The organism is Azonexus sp. IMCC34839 (assembly GCF_047047955.1).
In the GTDB taxonomy this organism is placed as follows: Bacteria; Pseudomonadota; Gammaproteobacteria; order Burkholderiales; family Rhodocyclaceae; genus Azonexus.
The window spans coordinates 802,585-823,341 of the sequence record NZ_CP150631.1 but is presented as its reverse complement, the minus strand read 5'-3'; the positions used below and the strand labels follow the sequence as shown (position 1 = coordinate 823,341).

The 20,757-nt window shown below is 60.8% G+C and carries 14 protein-coding genes; 9 read left to right on the top strand and 5 right to left on the bottom strand.

Annotated elements, in window-relative coordinates; all coding sequences use genetic code 11:
• Positions 1-39 precede the first annotated feature (39 nt).
• Positions 40-1,926, top strand: a complete 1,887-nt coding sequence (locus WIF35_RS04125) for a SurA N-terminal domain-containing protein (RefSeq protein WP_412480305.1) — start codon at positions 40-42, stop codon at positions 1,924-1,926.
• A gap of 48 nt (positions 1,927-1,974) precedes the next feature.
• Here the strand turns inward: WIF35_RS04125 and WIF35_RS04120 are convergent, their stop codons facing one another.
• Entirely contained in the window at positions 1,975-3,717 is a 1,743-nt protein-coding gene (locus WIF35_RS04120; RefSeq protein ID WP_412480304.1) for a SulP family inorganic anion transporter, read from the bottom strand.
• A gap of 262 nt (positions 3,718-3,979) precedes the next feature.
• On the opposite strand from WIF35_RS04120, the gene WIF35_RS04115 reads away from it, so the two are divergent.
• Both WIF35_RS04115 and WIF35_RS04110 read left to right on the top strand, forming a co-directional pair.
• Positions 3,980-4,414 carry a FecR domain-containing protein gene (locus WIF35_RS04115; RefSeq protein ID WP_412480303.1) on the top strand — a complete coding sequence of 145 codons (435 nt, stop codon included), beginning with the start codon at positions 3,980-3,982 and terminating at the stop codon, positions 4,412-4,414.
• A 17-nt stretch (positions 4,415-4,431) separates the two neighbouring features.
• A complete protein-coding gene (locus WIF35_RS04110; RefSeq protein WP_412480302.1) occupies positions 4,432-5,001 on the top strand; it encodes an OmpA family protein in 570 nt (189 codons plus the stop codon).
• A 3-nt stretch (positions 5,002-5,004) separates the two neighbouring features.
• Here WIF35_RS04110 and WIF35_RS04105 read toward each other — a convergent pair whose 3' ends face one another.
• Positions 5,005-7,146 (bottom strand): CHASE2 domain-containing protein, encoded by a 2,142-nt coding sequence (locus tag WIF35_RS04105; protein ID WP_412480301.1) that lies wholly within the window; start codon positions 7,144-7,146, stop codon positions 5,005-5,007.
• Between the two features lie 147 nt (positions 7,147-7,293).
• Here WIF35_RS04105 and WIF35_RS04100 point away from each other — a divergent pair, with 147 nt between their 5' ends.
• Complete coding sequence (locus tag WIF35_RS04100; RefSeq protein ID WP_412480300.1) at positions 7,294-10,284, top strand: HD domain-containing phosphohydrolase; 2,991 nt, start codon at positions 7,294-7,296, stop codon at positions 10,282-10,284.
• A gap of 99 nt (positions 10,285-10,383) precedes the next feature.
• On the opposite strand, the gene fabI is transcribed toward WIF35_RS04100, so the two are convergent.
• A complete protein-coding gene (fabI, locus tag WIF35_RS04095; protein ID WP_412480299.1) occupies positions 10,384-11,181 on the bottom strand; it encodes an enoyl-ACP reductase FabI in 798 nt (265 codons plus the stop codon).
• Between the two features lie 102 nt (positions 11,182-11,283).
• Complete coding sequence (locus WIF35_RS04090; protein ID WP_412480298.1) at positions 11,284-12,927, bottom strand: electron transfer flavoprotein-ubiquinone oxidoreductase; 1,644 nt, start codon at positions 12,925-12,927, stop codon at positions 11,284-11,286.
• A gap of 98 nt (positions 12,928-13,025) precedes the next feature.
• Between WIF35_RS04090 and WIF35_RS04085 the strand changes: the two genes are divergently transcribed.
• Together WIF35_RS04085 and dgt are read left to right on the top strand one after the other, a co-directional pair.
• Entirely contained in the window at positions 13,026-13,436 is a 411-nt protein-coding gene (locus tag WIF35_RS04085) for an acyl-CoA thioesterase (protein ID WP_412480297.1), read from the top strand.
• 34 nt (positions 13,437-13,470) lie between these two features.
• Entirely contained in the window at positions 13,471-14,817 is a 1,347-nt protein-coding gene (dgt, locus tag WIF35_RS04080) for a dGTP triphosphohydrolase (RefSeq protein ID WP_412480296.1), read from the top strand.
• Positions 14,818-14,831: 14 nt separating this feature from the next.
• Here the strand turns inward: dgt and WIF35_RS04075 are convergent, their stop codons facing one another.
• Complete coding sequence (locus tag WIF35_RS04075; protein ID WP_412480295.1) at positions 14,832-17,777, bottom strand: PAS domain S-box protein; 2,946 nt, start codon at positions 17,775-17,777, stop codon at positions 14,832-14,834.
• 243 nt (positions 17,778-18,020) lie between these two features.
• Here WIF35_RS04075 and lexA point away from each other — a divergent pair, with 243 nt between their 5' ends.
• Genes lexA through WIF35_RS04060 form a run of 3 tightly spaced genes read left to right on the top strand, consistent with a single transcriptional unit; the run spans position 18,021 to position 20,756 of the window.
• Positions 18,021-18,626: a transcriptional repressor LexA gene (gene lexA / locus WIF35_RS04070; protein ID WP_412480294.1), complete on the top strand. Its 606-nt coding sequence runs from the start codon at positions 18,021-18,023 to the stop codon at positions 18,624-18,626.
• A complete protein-coding gene (imuA, locus tag WIF35_RS04065; RefSeq protein ID WP_412480293.1) occupies positions 18,623-19,336 on the top strand; it encodes a translesion DNA synthesis-associated protein ImuA in 714 nt (237 codons plus the stop codon). The genes lexA and imuA overlap by 4 nt, the downstream gene beginning before the upstream one ends.
• Positions 19,269-20,756 carry a Y-family DNA polymerase gene (locus WIF35_RS04060; RefSeq protein WP_412480292.1) on the top strand — a complete coding sequence of 496 codons (1,488 nt, stop codon included), beginning with the start codon at positions 19,269-19,271 and terminating at the stop codon, positions 20,754-20,756. Before imuA ends, WIF35_RS04060 begins: the two co-directional genes overlap by 68 nt.
• The last annotated feature ends 1 nt before the right edge of the window (position 20,757 follow it).

Here is a 20,757-nt window from a genome sequence, read left to right as displayed (position 1 = left end):
CGCTTGTCCGTATGAACGTAACCGAAGGGTTTTCTGCTCATGTTTGATGCAGTCCGCAACAACAAACGTATCGTCCAGATCTTTCTTGCCCTGATCACGCTGCCGTTCGCCTTTTTCGGCGTCGAGTCGTACATGCGCAGCGGTGGTGCGGGGGATGACGTTGCGAAGATCGGCGATGTCAAAATTACGCAGCAACAGTTCCAGCAGGCTGTCCGCGAACAGCAGGACCGCCTGCGCAACCAATTGGGTGGTCAGTTCGATCCCAAGATGCTGGATACGCCGGAAGCCCGCAAGGCGATTCTCGATGACCTGATCAACCAGCGCGTTCTGTTCATCGAAGCCAGCAAGAAGCGCATGTTTGCCAGCGATGAGGCGGTGCGTCAGACGATCGGTGCTATCGAAGCGTTCAAGGTGGATGGCAAGTTCTCCAGCGAGCGCTACGAAGCTGCACTGCGTGCTCAGGGCATGACCCCGGCTGGCTTCGAAGCCCAGTTGCGCCAGGATCTGACGCTGCAGCAATTGGCAGGCGCCGTCGGACAATCTGGTCTGGTCGCGCGTACCGTCAGCGACCGCGTGCTGGCCCTGCAAACCGAGAAGCGCGAGGTCATGGAATATCGTCTGGCCCTGGACAGTTTCCTGGATAAGGTCAAGCTGGCCGAAGGCGCAGCCAAGAAGTTCTACGACGACAACGCCAAGCAATTCGAGACGCCGGAACAGGCCAAGGCGGAGTATGTCGTGCTTTCGATGGAGTCGATCGCCTCGCAACTGGCGGTCACCGATGCCGAACTGAAATCCTGGTACGACAGCCACAAGGACCGCTACCAGCAGGCCGAGGAGCGCCGTGCCAGCCATATCCTGATCGCCTCGGAGAAGTTGGGCAAGGACAAAGCGAAGGCCAAGGCCGAAGAGGTATTGAAGGAATTGCAGAAGACCCCGGCCGCTTTCGCCGATCTGGCCAAGAAAAATTCCGATGATCCGGGTTCGGCCAGCAAGGGTGGCGACCTTGGTTTCTTCGGTCGCGGCATGATGGTCAAGCCCTTCGAAGATGCAGCCTTCTCGTTGAAGGAAGGCCAGATGTCCGGTGTGGTCGAATCCGATTTCGGCTTCCACATCATCAAGGTGACCGGCATTCATGCCGCCAAGGAAAAGCCTTTGGCCGAGGTCAAGGGCGAGATCGAAGCAGAACTGAAGAAGACTGCGGCTTCGCGTAAATTCGCCGAGGCTGCCGAAGCCTTCAGCAATCTGGTCTATGAGCAGGCCGATAGCCTGAAACCGGCGGCAGACAAGTTCAAGCTGGAGATCAAGCAGAGTGGCTGGATCGGTCGTCAGGCCAACCCGGCGGCCGGCCCGCTTGGCAACGAAAAACTGTTGGGTGCCTTGTTCTCCGAAGACTCGGTCAAGAACAAGCGCAATACGGAAGCGGTGGAGATTGCGCAGAATACCCTGGTGGCGGCACGCATCGTCGATTACAAGGCCGCTGCACTGCAGCCTTTCGAGGGCGTCAAGGCCAGTATCGAAGGCCTGCTCAAGCGCCAGGAGGCGCAAGCCGCGGCCAACAAGGAAGGTGAAGCACTGCTCGCCAAGTTGAATGCCGGTGAAGACAAGGTCAATTGGGGCGCTGCCAAGTCGGTGTCGCGCATGGATGCTCGCCTGATTCCGCCGCCGGCCGTACCGACCGTGTTCCGGATGGAAACCGGCAAGCTGCCGGCTTACGCCGGAACCTCGCTACCGGGTGCTGGCTATGCATTGTTCAAGCTGACCAAGGTAACGGCTGGTGACACCCTGGACGACGCACGCAAACAGGGCCTGGCTCGTCAATTGGGTAACATCGCTGCGCAGGAAGAGGTTCGCCTCTATCTGGAAGCGCTGCGGACTCGCTACAAGGTTGAAATCAACCAGGTGGCGCTGGAGGCCAAGGAGAAATAAGCCTCTCCCGACCGTACGACTTAAAAGCGGGCCATTGGCCCGCTTTTTTTATGCGTCTGACGCTTCTGGCTCGAGTTGCCCTTGCTGCTGTCGCAACGTCTCGAAAGCGTCGTTGACTGACAGGAAGACTTGTCCGGAGAGAGCGGGCCAAAGTGGCGAGCGTTGCAGCCTGTCCTGAACCGGCCCCTTGATTTCGGCCAGGTGCAGGCGGATATGCCGGCCGCCGAGATCGCGGTTGAGATCGTTCAATACTTCCATGGCGGTGGTGTCGACGCGATTGACCGCGTTCATGATCAGAACTACATCCTGTGTTTGCGGCGCTTTGTTGAGTTCGAGCGTCAGGCGTGACTCGACCGCACTCAGATTACCGAAGAACAGGCTTTCGTCGATACGCAGCAGCAGCACGCCGGGGATGGTCTCGACGCCGTGGCGTTCAACGTTACGGAAATGCTCGCTGTCCGGAATGCGGCCGATGACGGCGATGTGCGGCGTGCTGGCGCGCAACAGCAAGGTGGCAAGGGAAAGCAGGATGCCGAGCGCGATGCCGTTTTCCAGGCCGAGGGCGATGACGCCGAAGCCGGTACCGAGGAGGGCGGCGGCGTCGGCACGGTCGTAATTCCAGGCTTGCTTCAGGGCGCGCAGGTCGATCATGCTGACAGCGGCAACCATGATGCTGGACGCCAGTACGGCCAGTGGCAGCCGGGCGAAAAGCGGGGCAAAACCGGCGACGACCAGCAGCATGGCGAGTGCGGCGACGATGCTAGCCAGGGGCGTTTCGGCGCCGGCTGACACATTGACTGCCGAGCGGGAAACGCCGCCGCCGACCGGCATCCCGCCATAGAATGCCGCCACGACATTGGCGGCGCCGAGGCCAAGCAATTCGCCGTTGGGATTGATCCTTTCCTGGCGTCGAATGGCCAAGGCCTGGGCCATGGCGATGTTCTGCACCATGCCGATCAGTGCCATGAGCAAGGCCGGGATGGCGAGCAAGCGGATCGATTGAGCGTCCGGCAGGAAGAGATTGATGCCGGGCAAACCCTCGCGGATGCTGCCGACGACGGCGACGCCGGCTTGCCGGTCGAGATCGAGACCGACGACCAGCAGCGTAGCGACCGCAACGACGAGCAAGGGTATCAGGCGGACCAGGAAGGCGGCGCTTCCCTGGCGCAGGCCTATCTTGACCAGTAGGTCTTGCAGCCACAGGCGGGCGAAGCCAAGAGTCAGCAACGAAGCGAAGCCGATCAGCAAGGTCCAGCGGTTCATGTGACCCAGCTGTTCCGGCAGGGCGACGAGGGCATTCCAGACATTGGTGGCGCTGAGTTCGATGCCGACCAAGTGTTTCAGCTGGCTGAACACGATCAGGATGGCCGAGCCGGAGATGAAGCCGCTGACAACCGGGCGGCTGAGCAACTGCGAAAGGAAGCCGAGGCGCAGTGCGCCGAAGGCGAGCAGCAGCAGGCCGGAGAATAGCGAGAGCGTTGCCGCCAGGGTGGCGTATTCCGGAGTGCCCGGCGCAACCAAAGGGCTGAGCACAGAGTAGGTCATGATGGCCGTGATGGCGACCGGGCCGACCGCCTGCACCATGCTGCTGCCGAACAGCGCATAGGCGATGACCGGGAAGGTGGCGACGTAAAGCCCGGCCTGCGGCGGCAGCCCGGCCAGCAGGGCGTAGGCCAGGCTTTGCGGCAGGACGAGGATGGTGACGATGATGCCGGCGCTCAGGTCGGCGGCCAGATGGTGGCGCGGGTAGTGACGAATCCAGGCGGGGAGGAATTGCGGCAAAGAAGGCATGAGGATGGGCAAAGAGACGCCGAGCGGTGAATCGGAATATTGCAAAGTTCTGATGGGCGGCAATCTTAGACCAACTCGGCCATCTGCGTGCCAAAGGCAACTTATCGCGCGATCAGTGCGTCTTGGTTTTTGCCGTTTTTCCCCGGTGCACCGCAGCAGTCGATGGTTCGGCTGCTGTCGGTGAAATTTTTGCAAAAAATGCTTGATTTGGCTGGATTAATACATTGCAATGTCATCCATACACTTTTGCAAGGAGGCTTCCATGCATAGATTATTGTTTGGCTTGCTGCTGATCCTGAGTGGAGCCGCCTTGGCGGATGAAACTCCGATCGGCTACGTCAAGACGGTAAGCGGTGAGGCGACGGTGAGCACGGCCGGTAAGTCGGTCAAGGCGCAGCCGGGAACGCCGGTGGCTCAGGGTAGTGTGCTGAAGACGGCGGCCAAAAGCAGCATGGGCGTGACCTTCAAGGATGAGACGGTGATGTCTTTCGGGCCGGATACCGAACTGACCGTCGATGAATACCTTTACGCGCCGAGCCAGGGCAAGCTGAAGCTGGGTAGCAAGCTGGCCAAGGGCAGCATGAACTACGTGTCCGGCGTGATTGCCAAACTCAATCCGGATGGGGTTTCGGTACAGACGCCGAGCGGCACGATCGGCGTGCGTGGAACCCAGTTCGTGGTCAAGGTGGAAGAATGAGCCGGGGGGGAGCGTGTTTGCTGCTGGCAGTCGCTACTGCGCTATTGGGCGGTTGTGCCAGCAAGTCCTACGTTGCCTTGCTGGAGAGTCCCGATGGAACGACCGGTAAGGTCTTCATCAAGGGCGCCAAGGGTGAGCAGGTGATCGACCGGGCGGGGAGTGCCGCGCCGCTGGACGGTTCCAATGTAGCCAAGGCCTTGCCAGAAGAGCAGCTGAAAAAGGATTTTGGCGAGGCGATGGCCGCACGTCCCGCATTGCCGGAGCGTTTCATCCTCTATTTCGAATTGGGCGGCGCCAAGCTGACGCCTGAATCGGATGCGCTGCTGCCGAAAGTCATCGAGAATGCGGCCAAGCGGCCGGGTGTGGATGTTTCGATCATCGGCCACACCGATACTGCCGGCAAGGCCGATGCCAACGAGGCACTGGCTTTGAAGCGGGCGCAGGCGGTGGCCGACATGATCAAGGCGAAAGGCTTGAAAGTGACGGCGCTGACCGTCGAGTCCCACGGTGAGCGCAATTTGCTGATCCAGACGCCGGACGAGACACCGGAACCGCGCAATCGGCGCGTCGAAATTTCGATCAGGTAAGACTCATTTTTCGCTCATGACGATCAGGTCGCCCCGTTCACCTGCGGCGAGGCGCCGCCGATGCAGGAGGAGCAGGGGGTCGTCCGGGTAGTCGGTCAGCAGACGGTCGAAATGCGCCAGGGCATCGGTAGATTGTTCGGCCATGGCGGCATAGGCCGTCAGGTAGTCGGCCAGCGGGCAACGCCCGGCTGGCGAAATTGACGGTTCGAAGACGGCGAGGGCCTCCGTTTTTCCCTTGAGCACGAGACGGCCGATCGGGCGCATTTCGACCCCGGGGTTGTCGGCTGCAATGCTTTCCGAAACGCAGAGATGCGTGCCCAAGTGCTTGTTCACGCTTTCCAGGCGGGCAGCCGTATTCACCGGGTCGCCCAGGGCACGGTAGTCGAATATGTTGGAGCCGCCGAAATTACCGACGATGACTTCGCCACTATGTACGCCGATTCGGGTGTGACCGAAGGCGATGCCTCGTGCCTGCAGATCTTCCGCGTAACGCTCGGCGAATCTTTCCATTTCGATGGCGCAACGCAGTGCGCGTTGGCGATGGTCGGCTTGCTCCAGCGGGGCCGAGAACATGATGGCCACGGCGTCGCCGACGATGCGGTCGAGGGTTCCTTCGTGGCGGAAGGCGATGGCGATCATTTCGTCGAGATAGGCATTGAGCAGTGCGACGGCCTCGGCCGGATCGATCTTCTCCATCAGGCTGGTGAAGCCGGCCAGATCGGTAAAGATGAAACTGCATTGCTGGCGTCTGCCGCCCAGTTCCATGGCTTCCGGATTGTCGACCAGATGGGCAACGCGGTTGGGTGAAACGTAACGGGCGAAAGCCTGCTTGATCCAGCGCTGCTCGCGTTCGCTGGCCCAGTGATGGACCAGGCTGCCGATGACGAATGCCAGAAGGATGGTGATTGCCGGCGTGGCCGAATCGAGCAATAAACCGTATGCGGAGAAAGCCTGCCAACTACCGAACGCAAGCCCGGTGAGCAGGCCGAGCGCCGCCAAGGCGGCAGTCAGGGCGCCGAGGCGCAAGGCAAGAAGGCCAGCGCAAAGTCCTCCGATCAGCAGGCAGATGGCTTCGAGACCGGGAGCCCAACTGGGGCGTTCGAGATATTGGCCATTGAGAATCTGTTCCAGGGCTTGGGCGTGTGCTTCAACCCCGGGCATCAGGCGGCCGAGCGGGTTGAAGCGCAAATCCATTAACCCTTGGGCCGAACTGCCGATCAGGACGAGATGACCGGCCAGTTTCTCCGGCGCCACCTCGCCGGAATAGATTTGCCAAGCCGGGATATAGCGTTCAGCGACCGGTGCGGAGTAATGGACCCAGATTTCGCCGTGCGGTGTGGTCGGGATGGTCAATTCGCCAATGCGGATTTCAGCCAGGCCGCTGCCGTGTTCAGCGCTTTTCAGCACGACATTGCCGCCGCCCTGTCCGACACGCAGGACTTCACTCGTCAGGGTGCCCACTGGCGTGTCGCCAACGCGTAGTGCCAGCGGCACGCGGCGCACGATGCCATCGCTGTCCGGAACGAAGGTCAGGGCGCCATTGCCTTTGGCGGCTGCGGCCAGATCGGGCAGCGAACCGAGTAGATTGCTGAACGGGTGCAGCCAGTTCGTCGCCGGTTCACCAGAAAAGACGAAACGCCCCATGCGCTTGGGGATTGCATTCGCCGCGTTGCCTCCGGCTGCTGGGGTATGGTCGACAGCAAAGCCGAGGACGGCATCGGAGGCCTTGAGGTGTTCGGCGAAGACCTTGTCGTGATCGGGAAGGCGAGCCAATTCGTCGCCAAGACGGCCATGCAATCCCCAAAGCGCAACGGCTGCTTGCGGCGAGGTGCGGTCAGGCTCGGCGAAGATGACGTCGAAACCGATAGCGGCAACGCCTGCGGCATTCAGTCGGTCGAGCAATTCGGCCAAACGGGTTCGCGGCCACGGCCACTGCCCCAAGCGGCTCAAGCTGGCATCGTCGATATCGATAATGCGGACTGGCGCTTCGATGTAGTTGCGCGGCTGCCAGCGCTGATACTGGTCGAACAGATGGTTACGCAGCGTTTGCACAGGAATGCTATCGCCAAGCAGCAAGGAAATGCCCAGGACGAGAGGTAATAAGGGCAGCAGCCAGAGAGCGATGGAACGTGTGCACCTATCCATGAGGCCTCACATATATGGGCAAAAACAATAGCCTGCTGTGGTTCTTTGCAAGCCAACAGCATAGTGCTAATGTTAATGCCGATTTTTTCAAAAAGAGCTTTTTTTAAAATTCAGCTAGCCGGTTTATAGGCGACAAGGGAATAGCGTATGTTCTCGGGAATCAAGATTCGTTTCCAGAGTTGGGTACTGGCAGCTGTCACCTTGCTTGTGGTGGTCTTGGCAGCCATTTTCCTGCTGACGGTGTTTCGTACCTTCAGCAAGATTGCCGAGGAAAATGCCATCGGGCGTTTTGCCTTGATCGGGCAACAGGCCTACGGCCAACTCGATGCCTTGCTCAAGCAAAGTGCAGGATTCGTCACGGCTCAGGCACATGCTGATATCGACCAATTCGTGGTCAATCGCCGCTTGAACCCGAAGGATCAGGTGTCGCCCTTCCTGGCCTCGCTGGAAGCGGAAGATACCGTTTATTCCCACTTCTTCGGCCTGGCCAACGACGAATTTCTCCAGGTCATTGCCTTGCGCGAGAACCCGCGCATCGTTGCGGCATTGAAAGCGCCACTGCACAGCTATTTTGCGATCCGTCGCATCCAGCGCAAGGGCGATGAACAACGTAGCGAAAGCTGGACTTTTCTCGACCGGGCGCGGCGGATTCTCGATACGCAATATCGGGAAACTCAATTCCAGCCGACTTCACGTCCCTGGTATGCCGGGGCGACCAAGCAGAACCGTCTGTATGTCACCGAGCCCTATCTCTATTCTTCGACGGGGGAATTAGGGGTGACGGTGGCCTATCCGTTGGCGGAGGAGGCTGGGGCGCTCGGTAGCGATATCAGCTTGCAATCGCTTTCCGATTTCTTGAGCAAGGCGCCGCTCTCGGCCAACGGGGCGATTGCCTTGCAGGATGCGGCCGGGCGGATCCTGGCTTTTCACGGCAAAGGGCAATATTTTGCCAACCTCCAGGTCGCGCCGCTGAATATGCCGGAGCAGGTGGGCAATCCTTATCTGGCGGTCCTGCGCGACGGCTTGCTGACGGAAGAGGCACAGATACTGCGCCTGGGGCCGGACAAGGAGAAATTCGTCGTTACCCAGCACCGTTCGAGTGGGGCCTGGGCCGGACATTTTCGTGTGGTCGTGCTGGCGCCGGTGAGCGATTTCTCGGGGGCTTTCGTCAAGGCTGAACGTGATGTCGTGCTGGTGTCGATTATCGTGCTGCTGTTCTTGCTGCCCTTGTCCTTCCTTGGTTCGCGTCAGGTTTCGCAAACCCTGGTCCGCATGGCGCAGGATTCGGAGCGCCTGAAACGACTCGATTTCTCGGCCGAGCCGACGACGCCGGATACCTTCCTCTATGAAATTCGCACGCTGGGCGAAGCACAGGTCGTCATGCAGCATTCGATCCGGGAGCGGACAGAGCAGCTGGAATTGGCTCAGCACAAGCTGTCGATGCTGGTTGAAAATGGTTTGCTGTTCTCCCAGGAGCAGGATCGCACCCGTCTCCTGCGTCATATCCTGTTTGGCGCCAAGAACATCGTTCCTTGCCAAGCGGCAACGCTGTTCCTGAAAACAGAAAACAACTCGCTGATCTTCGCTCAGCGGACGAACGACGACCCGTTGCCGACGACGGAAATTCCCTTGTTCGATCCAGATACGGGCAAGCCTCGCGAAAACTACGTGGCACCTTACGTCGCCCTGCATAACCGCTCGGTAGTCATTGATGACGTGTATCGTGAAACGCGCTTCGACGTTTCGGGGACCAAGCGCTTCAGCGAGGAGTCCGGTTTCCGTACCGTGTCGATGCTGACCGTGCCGCTTTCACCGCAGGACGGCGAAGTCATCGCAGTCCTGCAATTGCTGAATGCCTGCGATCCGAAAACCGGCGAGGTGATTCCCTTCGATCACGATATCGTTGGCTATGTCGAAGCGATGGCTGCGCAGGCGGCCGTGGCCCTGCAGAATCACAACCTGATCGAGACGCAGCGTCAATTGATGGATGCCCTGATCAAGATCATTGCTGGTTCAATCGACGCCAAGAGCCCTTATACCGGTGGACATTGCGAGCGGGTGCCCGAGTTGGCCCTGATGTTGGCCGAGGAGGCAAGCAAGGTCGAGTATGGTCCACTGGCCGATTTTCGCTTCAGCAGCGAGGACGAATGGCGGGAGTTCCGCATCGGTGCCTGGTTGCACGACTGTGGCAAGGTGACGACGCCGGAGTACGTGGTCGATAAGGCGACCAAGTTGGAGACCATCTACAACCGCATTCACGAGGTGCGCATGCGCTTCGAAGTGCTGTTGCGCGATGCAGCAATCGAGCGCCTGCAGGCCATCCATGAGCGCGGGATGCCGATGGCCGAAGCGGATGCGATATTCGCTGCGCGCCGCACCCAATTGCTCGACGATTTCGCTTTTGTGGCCGAATGCAACCTGGGTGGAGAATTCATGGCACCCGAGCGTATCGAGCGCTTGCAGCGGATCGCCCAGGAAACCTGGCTGCGCCATTTCGATGACCGTCTGGGCTTGGCGCACGATGAATTGAAGCGTTATGCCGGGGAGGAAACGGCGCTTTTGCCGGCAGTCGAAAAACTGCTGGCCGACAAACCGCACCATGTCTTGCCGCGTATTCCGAATGCAGCGCTCGACGAAAAATGGGGCTGGCAGATGAATATCCCGGAAAACCAGTACAACTTCGGCGAACTCTACAACCTGTCGGTCGCCCGCGGCACGTTAAGCGAGGAAGAGCGCTTCAAGATCAATGAACACATCATTCAGACCATCGTGATGCTGGAGAAATTGCCGTTGCCGAAGAACATGCGACGGATACCGGAGTACGCCGGCACACACCATGAAACGCTGATTGGGACCGGTTATCCGCGCAAGCTGACGGCCGAGGAATTGTCCGTGCCGTCGCGCATCATGGCCATTGCCGACATCTTCGAGGCGCTGACCGCTTCTGATCGGCCTTACAAGAAGGGCAAGACGCTCTCGGAGTCGATCAAGATACTGTCCTTCTTCAAGAAGGACATGCATATCGACCCGGTACTGTTCGATCTTTTCCTGACCTCCGGTATCTATCGGCGCTATGCCGAGCGCTATCTGAAGCCGGAACAGATCGACGAGGTGGATATCACGGCTTATCTCGGCTGAATTGCGAAATAGCCCAGGGCCTTGTGCCGCTAATAAAAATGCCGACCCGCAGGTCGGCATTTTTTATCGTTTTGCCGCGAGCACCGCAGCAGTGGCCTTTTACGCCGGCAGCGGGTCCGGATTGCCGAGGGCGGTGGTGTTCATGCCGCCATCGACGTAGAGGATTTCGCCGGTGATGCCGCTGGCCAGGTCAGACAGCATGAAGGCAGCGGCATTGCCGACTTCCTCGATGGTCACATTGCGACGCAGCGGGGCATTGTGCGAGTTGTAAGCCAGCAGCTTGCCGAAGTTGCCGATGCCGGAAGCCGCCAAGGTCTTGATCGGGCCGGCCGAGATGGCGTTGGCACGGGTACCTTCAGGGCCGAGGCAGAAGGCCAGGTAGCGCGTGGCGGCTTCGAGGCTGGCCTTGGCCAGACCCATGGTGTTGTAGTTCGGCATCGTGCGCTCGGCGCCGAGGTAGGAGAGGGCGAGCAGTGAGCCGTTACGGCCCTGCATCATCGGGCGGGCGCCCTTGGCCAGTGCGGCATAGCTGTACGACGAGATGTCGTGGGCGATGCGGAAGGCTTCGCGCGAGATGCCGTTCAGGAAATCGCCTTCGATGGCTTCGGTCGGTGCGTAGGCGATGGAGTGAACCAGGCCGTCGAGGCCATCCCAACGCTTGCCCAGTTCGACGAACAGGTTGTCGATTTGCTCGTCGCTGCTGACATCGACGGGGATGGTAATGTCGCTACCGAACTCGGCGGCAAATTTCTTGATGCGGTCTTCAAAGCGCTCGTTCTGGTAGGTAAAAGCCAGTTGTGCGCCTTCGCGATGGCAGGCCTTGGCGATGCCATAGGCGATGGAATGCTTGGAAAGCAGGCCGGTGATCAGGATCTTCTTGTCGGCGAGAAAGCCCATTCGATGTTCTCCCTTTGGGGTTAAGCCGCAAGATTATAAACCGATAAGCCGCAATTCCACCCACTTCGCGGGGGAATTGCGGCGCTTTGGTAAATAGCAGGGTTACATATTCGGGTAAGTCGGGCCTTCGCCTCCTTGCGGCACGACCCAATTGATGTTCTGCGTCGGATCCTTGATGTCGCAGGTCTTGCAATGCACGCAGTTCTGCGCGTTGATCTGTAGGCGCGGCTGACCTTCTTCGCGACCGAGGATTTCATAGACGCCGGCCGGGCAGAAGCGCTGTTCCGGCGCATCGTACTGCGCCAGGTTGACGCTGATCGGCACGGCGGCATCCTTCAGTTGCAAATGGCAGGGCTGATCTTCCTCGTGGTTGGTGCTGGACAGGAAGACCGAAGACAGGCGGTCGAAGGTGATGACGCCATCCGGCTTCGGATAATCGATCTTCGGGCACTCCGCGGCCGGTTTCAGCTTGGCATGATCCGGCGTCTTGTGGCGCAGGGTCCATGGTGCCTTGCCGCCGAAGACGATCTGGTCGATGCCGAACATGATGGAGCCCAGCTTCAGCCCCTTTGACATCCATGGCTTGAAGTTGCGTGCCTTGTACAGTTCGTCGTACAGCCAGCTGTTCTTGAAGGCCTCGGGGTAAGCGGTCAGCTCGTCGCGTTCGCGCTCGGCCTGCAGGGCGGCGAAACAGGCTTCGGCAGCCAGGGCGCCGGATTTGATGGCGCAGTGCGAGCCCTTGATACGCGCGGCGTTGAGGAAGCCGGCGTCATCGCCGACCAGCACGCCGCCGGGGAAGGTCAGCTTGGGCAAGGATTGCAGGCCGCCGGCAGTGAGGGCACGGGCACCGTAGGCGATGCGCTTGCCGCCTTCGAGGAACTTGCGGATTTCGGGATGGGTCTTGAAACGCTGGAATTCCTCGTAGGGTGACAGATGCGGATTCTCGTAGCCGAGGCCGACGACGAAACCGATGGCAATCTGGTTATCTTCGAGGTGATAGAGGAAGCCGCCGCCGTAGGTGTCCGGCTGCATCGGCCAGCCACCGCTGTGAATGACCAGGCCGAGCTGGTGCTTGTCGGGCTGGATTTCCCAGAGTTCCTTGAGGCCGATGCCGTAGGTTTGCGGATCGGCTTCGGCGTTGAGGCCGAATTTTTCCATCAACTGCTTGCCGAGATGGCCGCGGCAGCCTTCGGCGAAAAAGGTGTATTTGCCGTGCAGTTCCATGCCGGGCTGGAAATTCGGGCCTTCCGAGCCGTCATGCAGGCGGCCCATGTCGCCGGTGGCGATGCCCTTGACCGCGCCGTTCTCGTCGAACAGCACTTCGGCGCCGGCAAAACCGGGGTAAATTTCGACGCCCAACGCTTCCGCCTGTTCGCCCAGCCAGCGGCAGACGTTGCCGAGCGAGATGACGTAGTTGCCTTCGTTGTGGAAGCAACCGGGGAGCAGGGAATTCGGCACCTTGGTGGCGCCGGTTTCGGACAGGATGAAGAAGCGGTCTTCGGAAACCGGAGCATTGAGCGGAGCGCCGTCTTCCTTCCAGTTGGGCAGGAGTTCGCTCAGGGCGCGCGGGTCCATGACGGCACCCGAGAGAATATGGGCACCGATCTCGGCGCCTTTCTCGATCAGGCAGACGTTGATGTCGCCGCCTTGTTCCGCCGCCAATTGCTTCAAGCGAATGGCCGAGGCAAGACCGGCCGGACCGCCGCCGACGATGACGACGTCGAATTCCATGGATTCGCGTTCCATGATGTCTCCTTTAATTATTGTCAGCTTGTTTTCAATACTGTAGACAATACGGTACAGTATGGAAAGCCTTTGATCAACTCATTTTCAAACGATCGTTTATGGAACACCGCAAGAAACTGATTCACGTCACCAAGATGCCGATTCGCTGGGGCGACATGGATGCCTACGGCCATGTGAACAATACCGTTTATTTCCGTTATATGGAGCAGGCACGGGTCGAGTGGATCGAGGACATGAAGGTGATCGTCCGCCCGGGCGGCGATGGGCCGGTGATCATCAATGCCAGCTGCACCTTCCTGATGCCGATGACTTACCCCGGCATGGTCGAGGTGCGTACCTACGTCGGCAGCATCGGACGCTCCAGTTTCCAGACCTATGTCGAGATGCGCATCGAGGGTGATGAACGCATCTACGCCGAAGGGGCGGCCAAGGTGGTGTGGATGAATACGCAGACCGGAAAATCGGTGCCGGTGCCCGAGCATATTCGGGCAGCGCTGGAAGCGGAGTAAACTCCACGCCCATCGCGAACCGAATCGAGAAGCCATGGGCAAGAAGAAAACCTGGGAAAAACTGCTGTCGAGCGAACGCCTGGGGGCGGGCAAAGCCCCCGGTACGGCCGAGCGCACCGCCTTTCAGCAGGATTACGACCGCATCGTCTTCACCTCGGCCTTCCGCCGGCTGAAGGACAAGACCCAGGTTTTTCCGCTGTCCAAGAGCGATTACGTTCGTACCCGCCTGACGCACAGCCTGGAGGCGAGCTGCGTCGGGCGTTCGCTCGGTGCTGTCGTGGGGCGCGAGATTATCGCCCGCCACGGCTTGAAGGATGTCGAGTCGGGCGATTTCGGCGCCATTGTCGCGGCCGCCTGTCTGGCCCACGACATCGGCAACCCGCCCTTCGGTCATGCCGGCGAGGATGCGATCCGCGAGTGGTTCCGCAATTCCGGACTGCTCGACCGGCACGAATTCACGCCGGCCCAGCGCGCCGATTTCGAGCGCTACGAGGGCAACGCGCAGGGCTTCCGTATCGTCAGCCGACTGCAGAGTCCGGCCAACCCCGGTGGGTTGCAGCTGACCAGCGCCGTCTTGGCAACTTTCACCAAATATCCGCGGCCTTCTGCGGTGGACAGCGATTTACCGGGAAAAAGCGGCAAGAAATTCGGCTTCTTCCAGCAGGATGCCGACAACTTTGCCCTGGTTGCCAAGGCGACCGGCATGGTCGAGCGTTTGCCGGGGCAGGCCTGGCGGCGGCACCCGCTGGCTTTCCTGGTTGAGGTGGCGGACGACACCTGCTATCTGATCGTCGACCTGGAAGATGCGGCGCGCCTGGGCTTCGTGCCTTACAAGGACGCCGAATGCCTGCTCGGCGACCTGGCAGGCAGCGCCTTGAGCGGCGGCCGGCTGGAGCGCCTGCACGATCCGAAGGAGCGCCTGGAGTATCTGCGCGCCAAGGCCATCGGGCGCTTGCTGGAGAGTGCAGCGGCGGTTTTTCTGGAAAACGAGGAGGCCATCCTCAACGGAACGTTCGACGACGAACTGCTCGAGCAATCGCCGGTCGCCATTCCGCTGCAGGGGGTGCTGAAACTAGCCAAGGAAACGATCTATACGGCCCGGCCGGCGCTGGAAATCGAAACAGCGGGTTTCGAGGTGCTCGGTGCCTTGCTTGGCCTGTTCACCAATGCTGTCGAGGCCAAGGCGGGATTTGCCCGGTTCACGACGCGCGAACGCATGCTGATGAAGCTGCTGCCGACGCAATTCCTCGGTCACGGCGGCGAACCGGATCCAGACCCCTATGTGCGCCTGTTACAGGTGGCCGATTTCGTTGCCGGCATGACCGACTCTTACGCGGTCGATATGTACCGCAAGCTGAAAGGCTTCGATCTGCCGACCTGAGTTCGCCTGCCGTTTTACTGCGGGGGTCGGTTGCGATGCGGCTGTTCCAACCAGGCCAGCACCGTTTCAAACAGGGTGTCGGGTCTGGCCGGTTTGGCCAGGAAGTCGTCCATCCCTGCCGCGAAGCACTGCGCCTTGTCTTCGGCGAAGGCATTGGCCGTCATGGCGACGATCGGCAAACACTGGTTTTCCAGCCGCTGGCGTATCTGCCGTGTCGTCTCCAGTCCGTCCATGCGCGGCATCTGCATGTCCATCAGGATCAGGTCGTAGGTGTGTTGGGCGATCAGATCCAGTGCCTCGATGCCATCTTCGGCACAATCGATGCTGAGTTTTGCGTCTTCCAGCAAGCTGAGAGTGATTTCGCGATTCACCGGTTCGTCCTCGACCAGCAGGACACGTTTGCCGGCATGGCAACGAATGATGCGCTCTTCGGCACTTTCGGCAGCGACAGTGTTTGCCGAGGCCGTTGCTGGTGCGCTTTTGCGCAGACGGGCAGTGAACCAGAACAGGCTGCCTTTTCCTGGGGTGCTGCTGGCTCCGGCGGTGCCCCCCATCAATTCGGCCAGCTTGCGCGTGATGGCAAGCCCCAGGCCTGTGCCGCCATAGCGGCGCGTAGTCGAATTGTCGGCCTGCTCGAAAGCATCGAATAGTTTGTCGAGCACGGAGGCTTCGATGCCGATGCCCGTATCTTGAACTTCGAAACGGAGCAGGGCTTGTTGTCGGTCCTCTTCCACCGTCAAAACGCGCAGGGTAATGCGGCCGGATTCGGTGAATTTGACGGCATTGCTGGCGTAGTTCAGCAGGGCTTGTTGCAGGCGGGTGGCATCGCCGCACAGGTGGTGCGGGATGGCGCGGGTTTCAGTGATGAACTGCAAGCCCTTGAGTTGAGCGCGTTCATGCAACATCGACGTGACGTTGGCGAGCAGGCCTTCGACCCGGATTTCACTTTCGTCGAGCGTGAATTTGCCGGCTTCGATCTTGGACAGATCGAGGACGGTATTGATGATTTCGAGCAGGTGTTGGCTGGCGGCCTCCAACTTGTCGAAGCGGTTTGCCTGCTCGTCGGAGAGTCCTGTGCGCCGAATCAGGTGGGCCATTCCGGTTATGGCGTTGAGCGGCGTGCGAATCTCGTGCGACATGTTGGCCAGGAAGGCGCTCTTGGCCACGCTGGCCGCTTCGGCGCTAGCCTTGGCAGCGGCCAGTTGTTCGGTACGCTGGATGACCAGTTGTTCCAGGTCATGACGATGCCGTTCGAGTTCTTCGGCGGTGGTCTTTTGCTCGGTGATGTCGTAGCAGAAGCCGATGTAGCCGATGAAATTGCCTTGCGTGTCGTAGCGAGGCTTGCCGTCGTCGCGTATCCAGCGATATTGGCTATTGGCGTTACGCAGGCGGTATTCCATGCTGAAACCGCTACGTTGCTCGAAATGTTCGGCGTAGATGCTGGCGAAGCGATCCCTGTCGTCAGGATGTACGCCGTCGAGCCAGCCGTTACCCAGTTCTTCCGTCAGCGAGTGGCCTGTGAAACGTAGCCAGGGTTCGTTGAAGTAGTCGCGTAGCTTGTCGATGCCGGCGGTCCAGATCAAGGCTGTGCCGCCGTTGGCCAGCGTGCGGAAATGCTGTTCGCTCTCGCGCAGGGCGGCTTCGGCCTGCTTGCGCTCGGTGATGTCGCGGGCGGCTGCGTAGAGATAACGCTTGCCGTCGATGTCAAAAGCATCAAGGTTCAGTTCGATATCGATCAGGCGACCATCTTTGCGGCGATGTGCGGTTTCCTGAGAGGCAGGGGAGGTCAGCGCGAGTTTTGCCGGCAGAATGTCGTGCAGCAGTGTGTCGGTCGGCCAGCGAGCATCCCATTGGGCGACGCTGGCACCAATCAGTTCCTCGCGCGTATAGCCCAGCATGTTGAAGAAGCTATCGCTGGCTTCGATCAGTCGGCCGTCGCTGTCGAGAATGTGAATGCCGTCGCTGGCTTGTTGCAGGTAGAGGCGGTTGCGCTCGCTTTCCTGCTCGGTTCGGCGCAGGAAGAAGAGGGTCAGGCGGCCGAGGATGAACGACAACCCAAGAAAACCCAGAACCACGGTGAGAGACAGGTACAACTCGTCGTACCAGTGTTCCAGATAGTCCTTGTCGGCTGTTCCGACGATGGCGATCATCGGCACGTAACCCAGGTTGTGATAGGTGATGATGCGCTGGAAGCCATCGCCACTGGCCGGTGTCTTGAAGGTGGCCGAGGCGATGCCGGAGCCGAACAGTTGCATGAATTCCGGCGACAGGATCTTGTTGCCGATCTGGCCGGCCGGCTTGTCCGAAATGGCAGGAACGCGGGTGATTAATCCCAAGTCGCTGTCGCGCAGGGAGATGGTGCCGTGAGGGCCGACATCGAAGCGTGACAGCAATTGCGAGTAGTAATCGAGCGGCAGGGTGGCGGAAATGACGCCGGCGAAGCGACCGTCAGGATGGTTGTAGCGCAGGGCGAAGCCGACGATGTGTTTCTTGGCGACACGTCCCAAGCGTGGCTTGGAAATCTGCAGGGTGCGGTCGTCGTGGTCACGGTGATGGATGAAATATTCCCGATCGGCCCAACTGACCTTGTCTTCCTTTCTGACATCCTTGCCGAGAAATACCAGACCGCTGGCATCGGCGACGCGCAGACCTTCGAGGTCCGGGATGCGGTCCTGCAATCGGGCCAGGAAGAACTGCATGCCTGTTTCGTCGATGCCTTGCGCGGTGCCGAGTTGGCGTTGCAGTTCATCGGCCGTGGAGCGCAACAGCAGATCGATTTTTTCCGTGGAATTGGCCAGATTCAATTCCAGGGCTCGAGCGATATTCTGGGTCAGGACTTCGGCACGCTGCTCATGATTGCGATAGCTGGTCAGCAGCGAATAGCCGGTGAACGTGAAAACAATCAGATTTGATAAAACGATGCCGCCAATGACCAGACCGCGCAAGCGAAGACGAGGCATCAATCCTCTCCTTGCTTAAATTGGCGAGGCTGCGATATCGGCATACCTGCCAGATCGGTCATGGTTTGTGTTCCTTTTTTACTATCATTTTATTTTTGCCATTTTAAGCCTAGCAACAAGATTGGGCGACAAAAATTTGCTGTTTTTCGGATTGCTTTATTTGGGGCGAAGGGGGCAAAGCATCTTGCTAAAAATCGATTACTGTACAAAAATACAGTCAAAGCTTTTTCGCGGAGCAAAGCCATGAAACTCACGCCACGTCAGCAGGAAATTCTCGACTTCATCAAGAACACCGTCGAGGTGCTCGGCGCGCCGCCGACGCGGGCGGAAATCGCCAGCGCCTTCGGCTTCGCTTCGCCCAACGCGGCGGAAGATCATCTGAAAGCCCTGGCCAAGAAGGGCGCCATCAACTTGGAGCCGGGCTCGGCGCGTGGTATTCGTCTGGTCGAGCAACTCGGCTTGCCGCTGATCGGCAGCGTTGCCGCCGGTTCGCCCATTCTGGCCGTGGAAAACGTGCAGGGGCGCTATGCGCTCGATGCCAATCTGTTCAGCCCGCGCGCTGATTTCCTGCTGAAAGTGCGCGGCCTGTCGATGATCGACGCCGGTATTTTCGACGGCGATTTGCTGGCCGTGCACAAGACCACGCAGGCGCGCGATGGCCAGATTGTCGTCGCCCGGCTCGATGAAGAAGTCACGGTCAAGCGGCTGGAGCGCGGCAACGGCTTCATCAAGCTGATCGCCGAGAACCCGGATTTCGAGCCCATCATCGTCAATCCGGCCGAAGTCGATTTCGCCATCGAAGGCATCGCCGTCGGCCTGATTCGCGGAGCTGCCTCCAGGCTGTCATGAACGCCATGCCGTCGCCGGTCGCGCTGGCGGAAGTACTGGCCCGGGGCGATGTCTGGCGCGGCGATGCGCTGGCCAGCCTGCCCGATGCCAGCATTCCCAGCGGCCATCCTGAACTCGATGCCGAATTGCCGGGTGGCGGCTGGCCGCGCGGCAATCTCACCGAACTGCTGGTCGACCGCGCCAGCATCGGCGAGATGAGCTTGCTGCTGCCGGCGCTGGCTCGCTTGTCGGCCGAGGGCGGCTGGCTGGCGCTGGTCGCGCCGCCCTGGTTGCCGCATGCGCCGGCCTGGGCAGCGGCCGGTCTGGCGCTGGAGCGGCTCGTCATCGTTCAGGCTGGCAAGCAGGTGGCGTGGTGCTTCGAGCAATTGCTCGCCAGTGGCGGTTTTGCCGGTGTGCTGGCGTGGCCGGAGAGCGGCATCGATGCGCGCGCCTTGCGCCGCCTGCAAGTCGCCGCTGAAGGTCGGCCCGTTTTTGCCGGAATCTGGCGGTCCACCGCAGCAGCGGCCGCACCGTCGCCCGCACCCTTGCGTGTTGCCTTGGCGGCTGAGGCGGGGCAGCTTTCCGTGCGTATTCTCAAGCGGCGCGGCCGCCCGGCGGCGCGCCCGCTGGCTTTATCCATGTCCCGTCCCGGGAGAGCGAGCCGTGCTGTGGCTGGCCCTCAACTTTCCGTTATTGCCGCTCGAAGCGCTGCCCTTGCGGCAATCGCCTAGCGCGGTCGTCCAGCGCGGGCGGCTCCTCGCCTGCGATGCGGCGGCCAGCGCGGCGGGGGTCACACCGGGGCAGAAGCTGTCGACGGCGCTCGGCCTCGCGCCCGGCCTGCGCGCCTTCGAACGCGAAGCGCTGCGCGAGACGCTCGCCCTCGATCAACTCGCCTGCTGGGCCGGCAATTTCACGCCCACCGTCAGCCTGGCGCCGCCGGATGCCTTGCTGCTGGAAATCGGCGGTTGCCTGCGCCTTTTCGGCGGCCTCGAGCACATCGTCAAGGCGGCCTTGAACGGTTGTGCGGCCCAGGGCTGGACGACGCAATGGGCCGTTGCCCCCACGCCGCTGGCCGCCCGCTGGCTGGCACGGGCCGGTGCGGCGGCGGTGTGCGATGCGCCGGAAGCCTTGCCGACAGCACTTTCCGCCTTGCCATGCACTGTTACCGCTTGGCCGGCGGAATCCTTGAGTCGGCTCGATGCCTTCGGCGTGCGTCAGCTGGGCGATCTGGCGAGCTTGCCCTTGGCCGGCTTGCGCCAGCGCATTGGCAATGTGGCGGTGGACGAATGGCTGCGCGCCCGGGGCGATTTGCCCGACCCGCAACGCGCCTTTGTCTTCCCTGAGCATTTCGTCCAGGGGCTGGAGTTGCCGTCTCGCGTCGAGCATGCCGAGGCCCTGATCTTCGCTGGGCAGCGCCTGTTCGCCGCCTTGTGCGGCTGGTTGCATGGGCGGCAGTTGCTGCTGCGTAGCTGTTCGCTGCATCTCGATTACGACGGCGAACCGCCGGGCGTCTTGCGCCTGGCCTTGGGCGAGGCGAGCGCCGATGAGGCGCGGCTGTTGCGCCTGTTGCGCGAATACTTGGGGCGTTTGCAACTGGCTGGCCCGGTCGAGCGCCTGCGGCTGGAGGCGGATGAGGTCATGGCGCAGCCGGGCGACAGCATTCACCTCTTTGACGTCGCGCCGAGCGGCGAGGGCGCGGCGGCTTGCCTGGAGCGCCTGCAGGCGCGGCTGGGCGAGGGGGCGGTGCGGCGGCTGAGTGTGCGTGCGGAGCACAGGCCGGAATGCGCGACGGTGGCGGCCTCGGCGCTGGGCGAATCCGTGGCGGTGAGCCAACCCGTTACACCGCCGGAAGGCCATTCGGTTTTTGCCCAAAACGGGCAGTGCACCGCAGCAGCGCCCCCGCAGCGGCCGCTCTGGCTGCTGCCCGAGCCACAAGCTCTGATCGAGCGCGGCGGCGGGCCGCATTGGCATGGCCGACTGGAATTGCTGACGCGTGGCGAGCGGCTGGAGAGCGGCTGGTGGGATGGCGGCGAGGCGGAAGCGGTGGGCGATGTGCGGCGCGATTATTTCGTGGCGCGCAATCCGCTGGGGCAATGGGCCTGGATTTTCCGCGACGCGCGCGGCTGGTTCCTGCACGGCTTGTTCGCCTGAT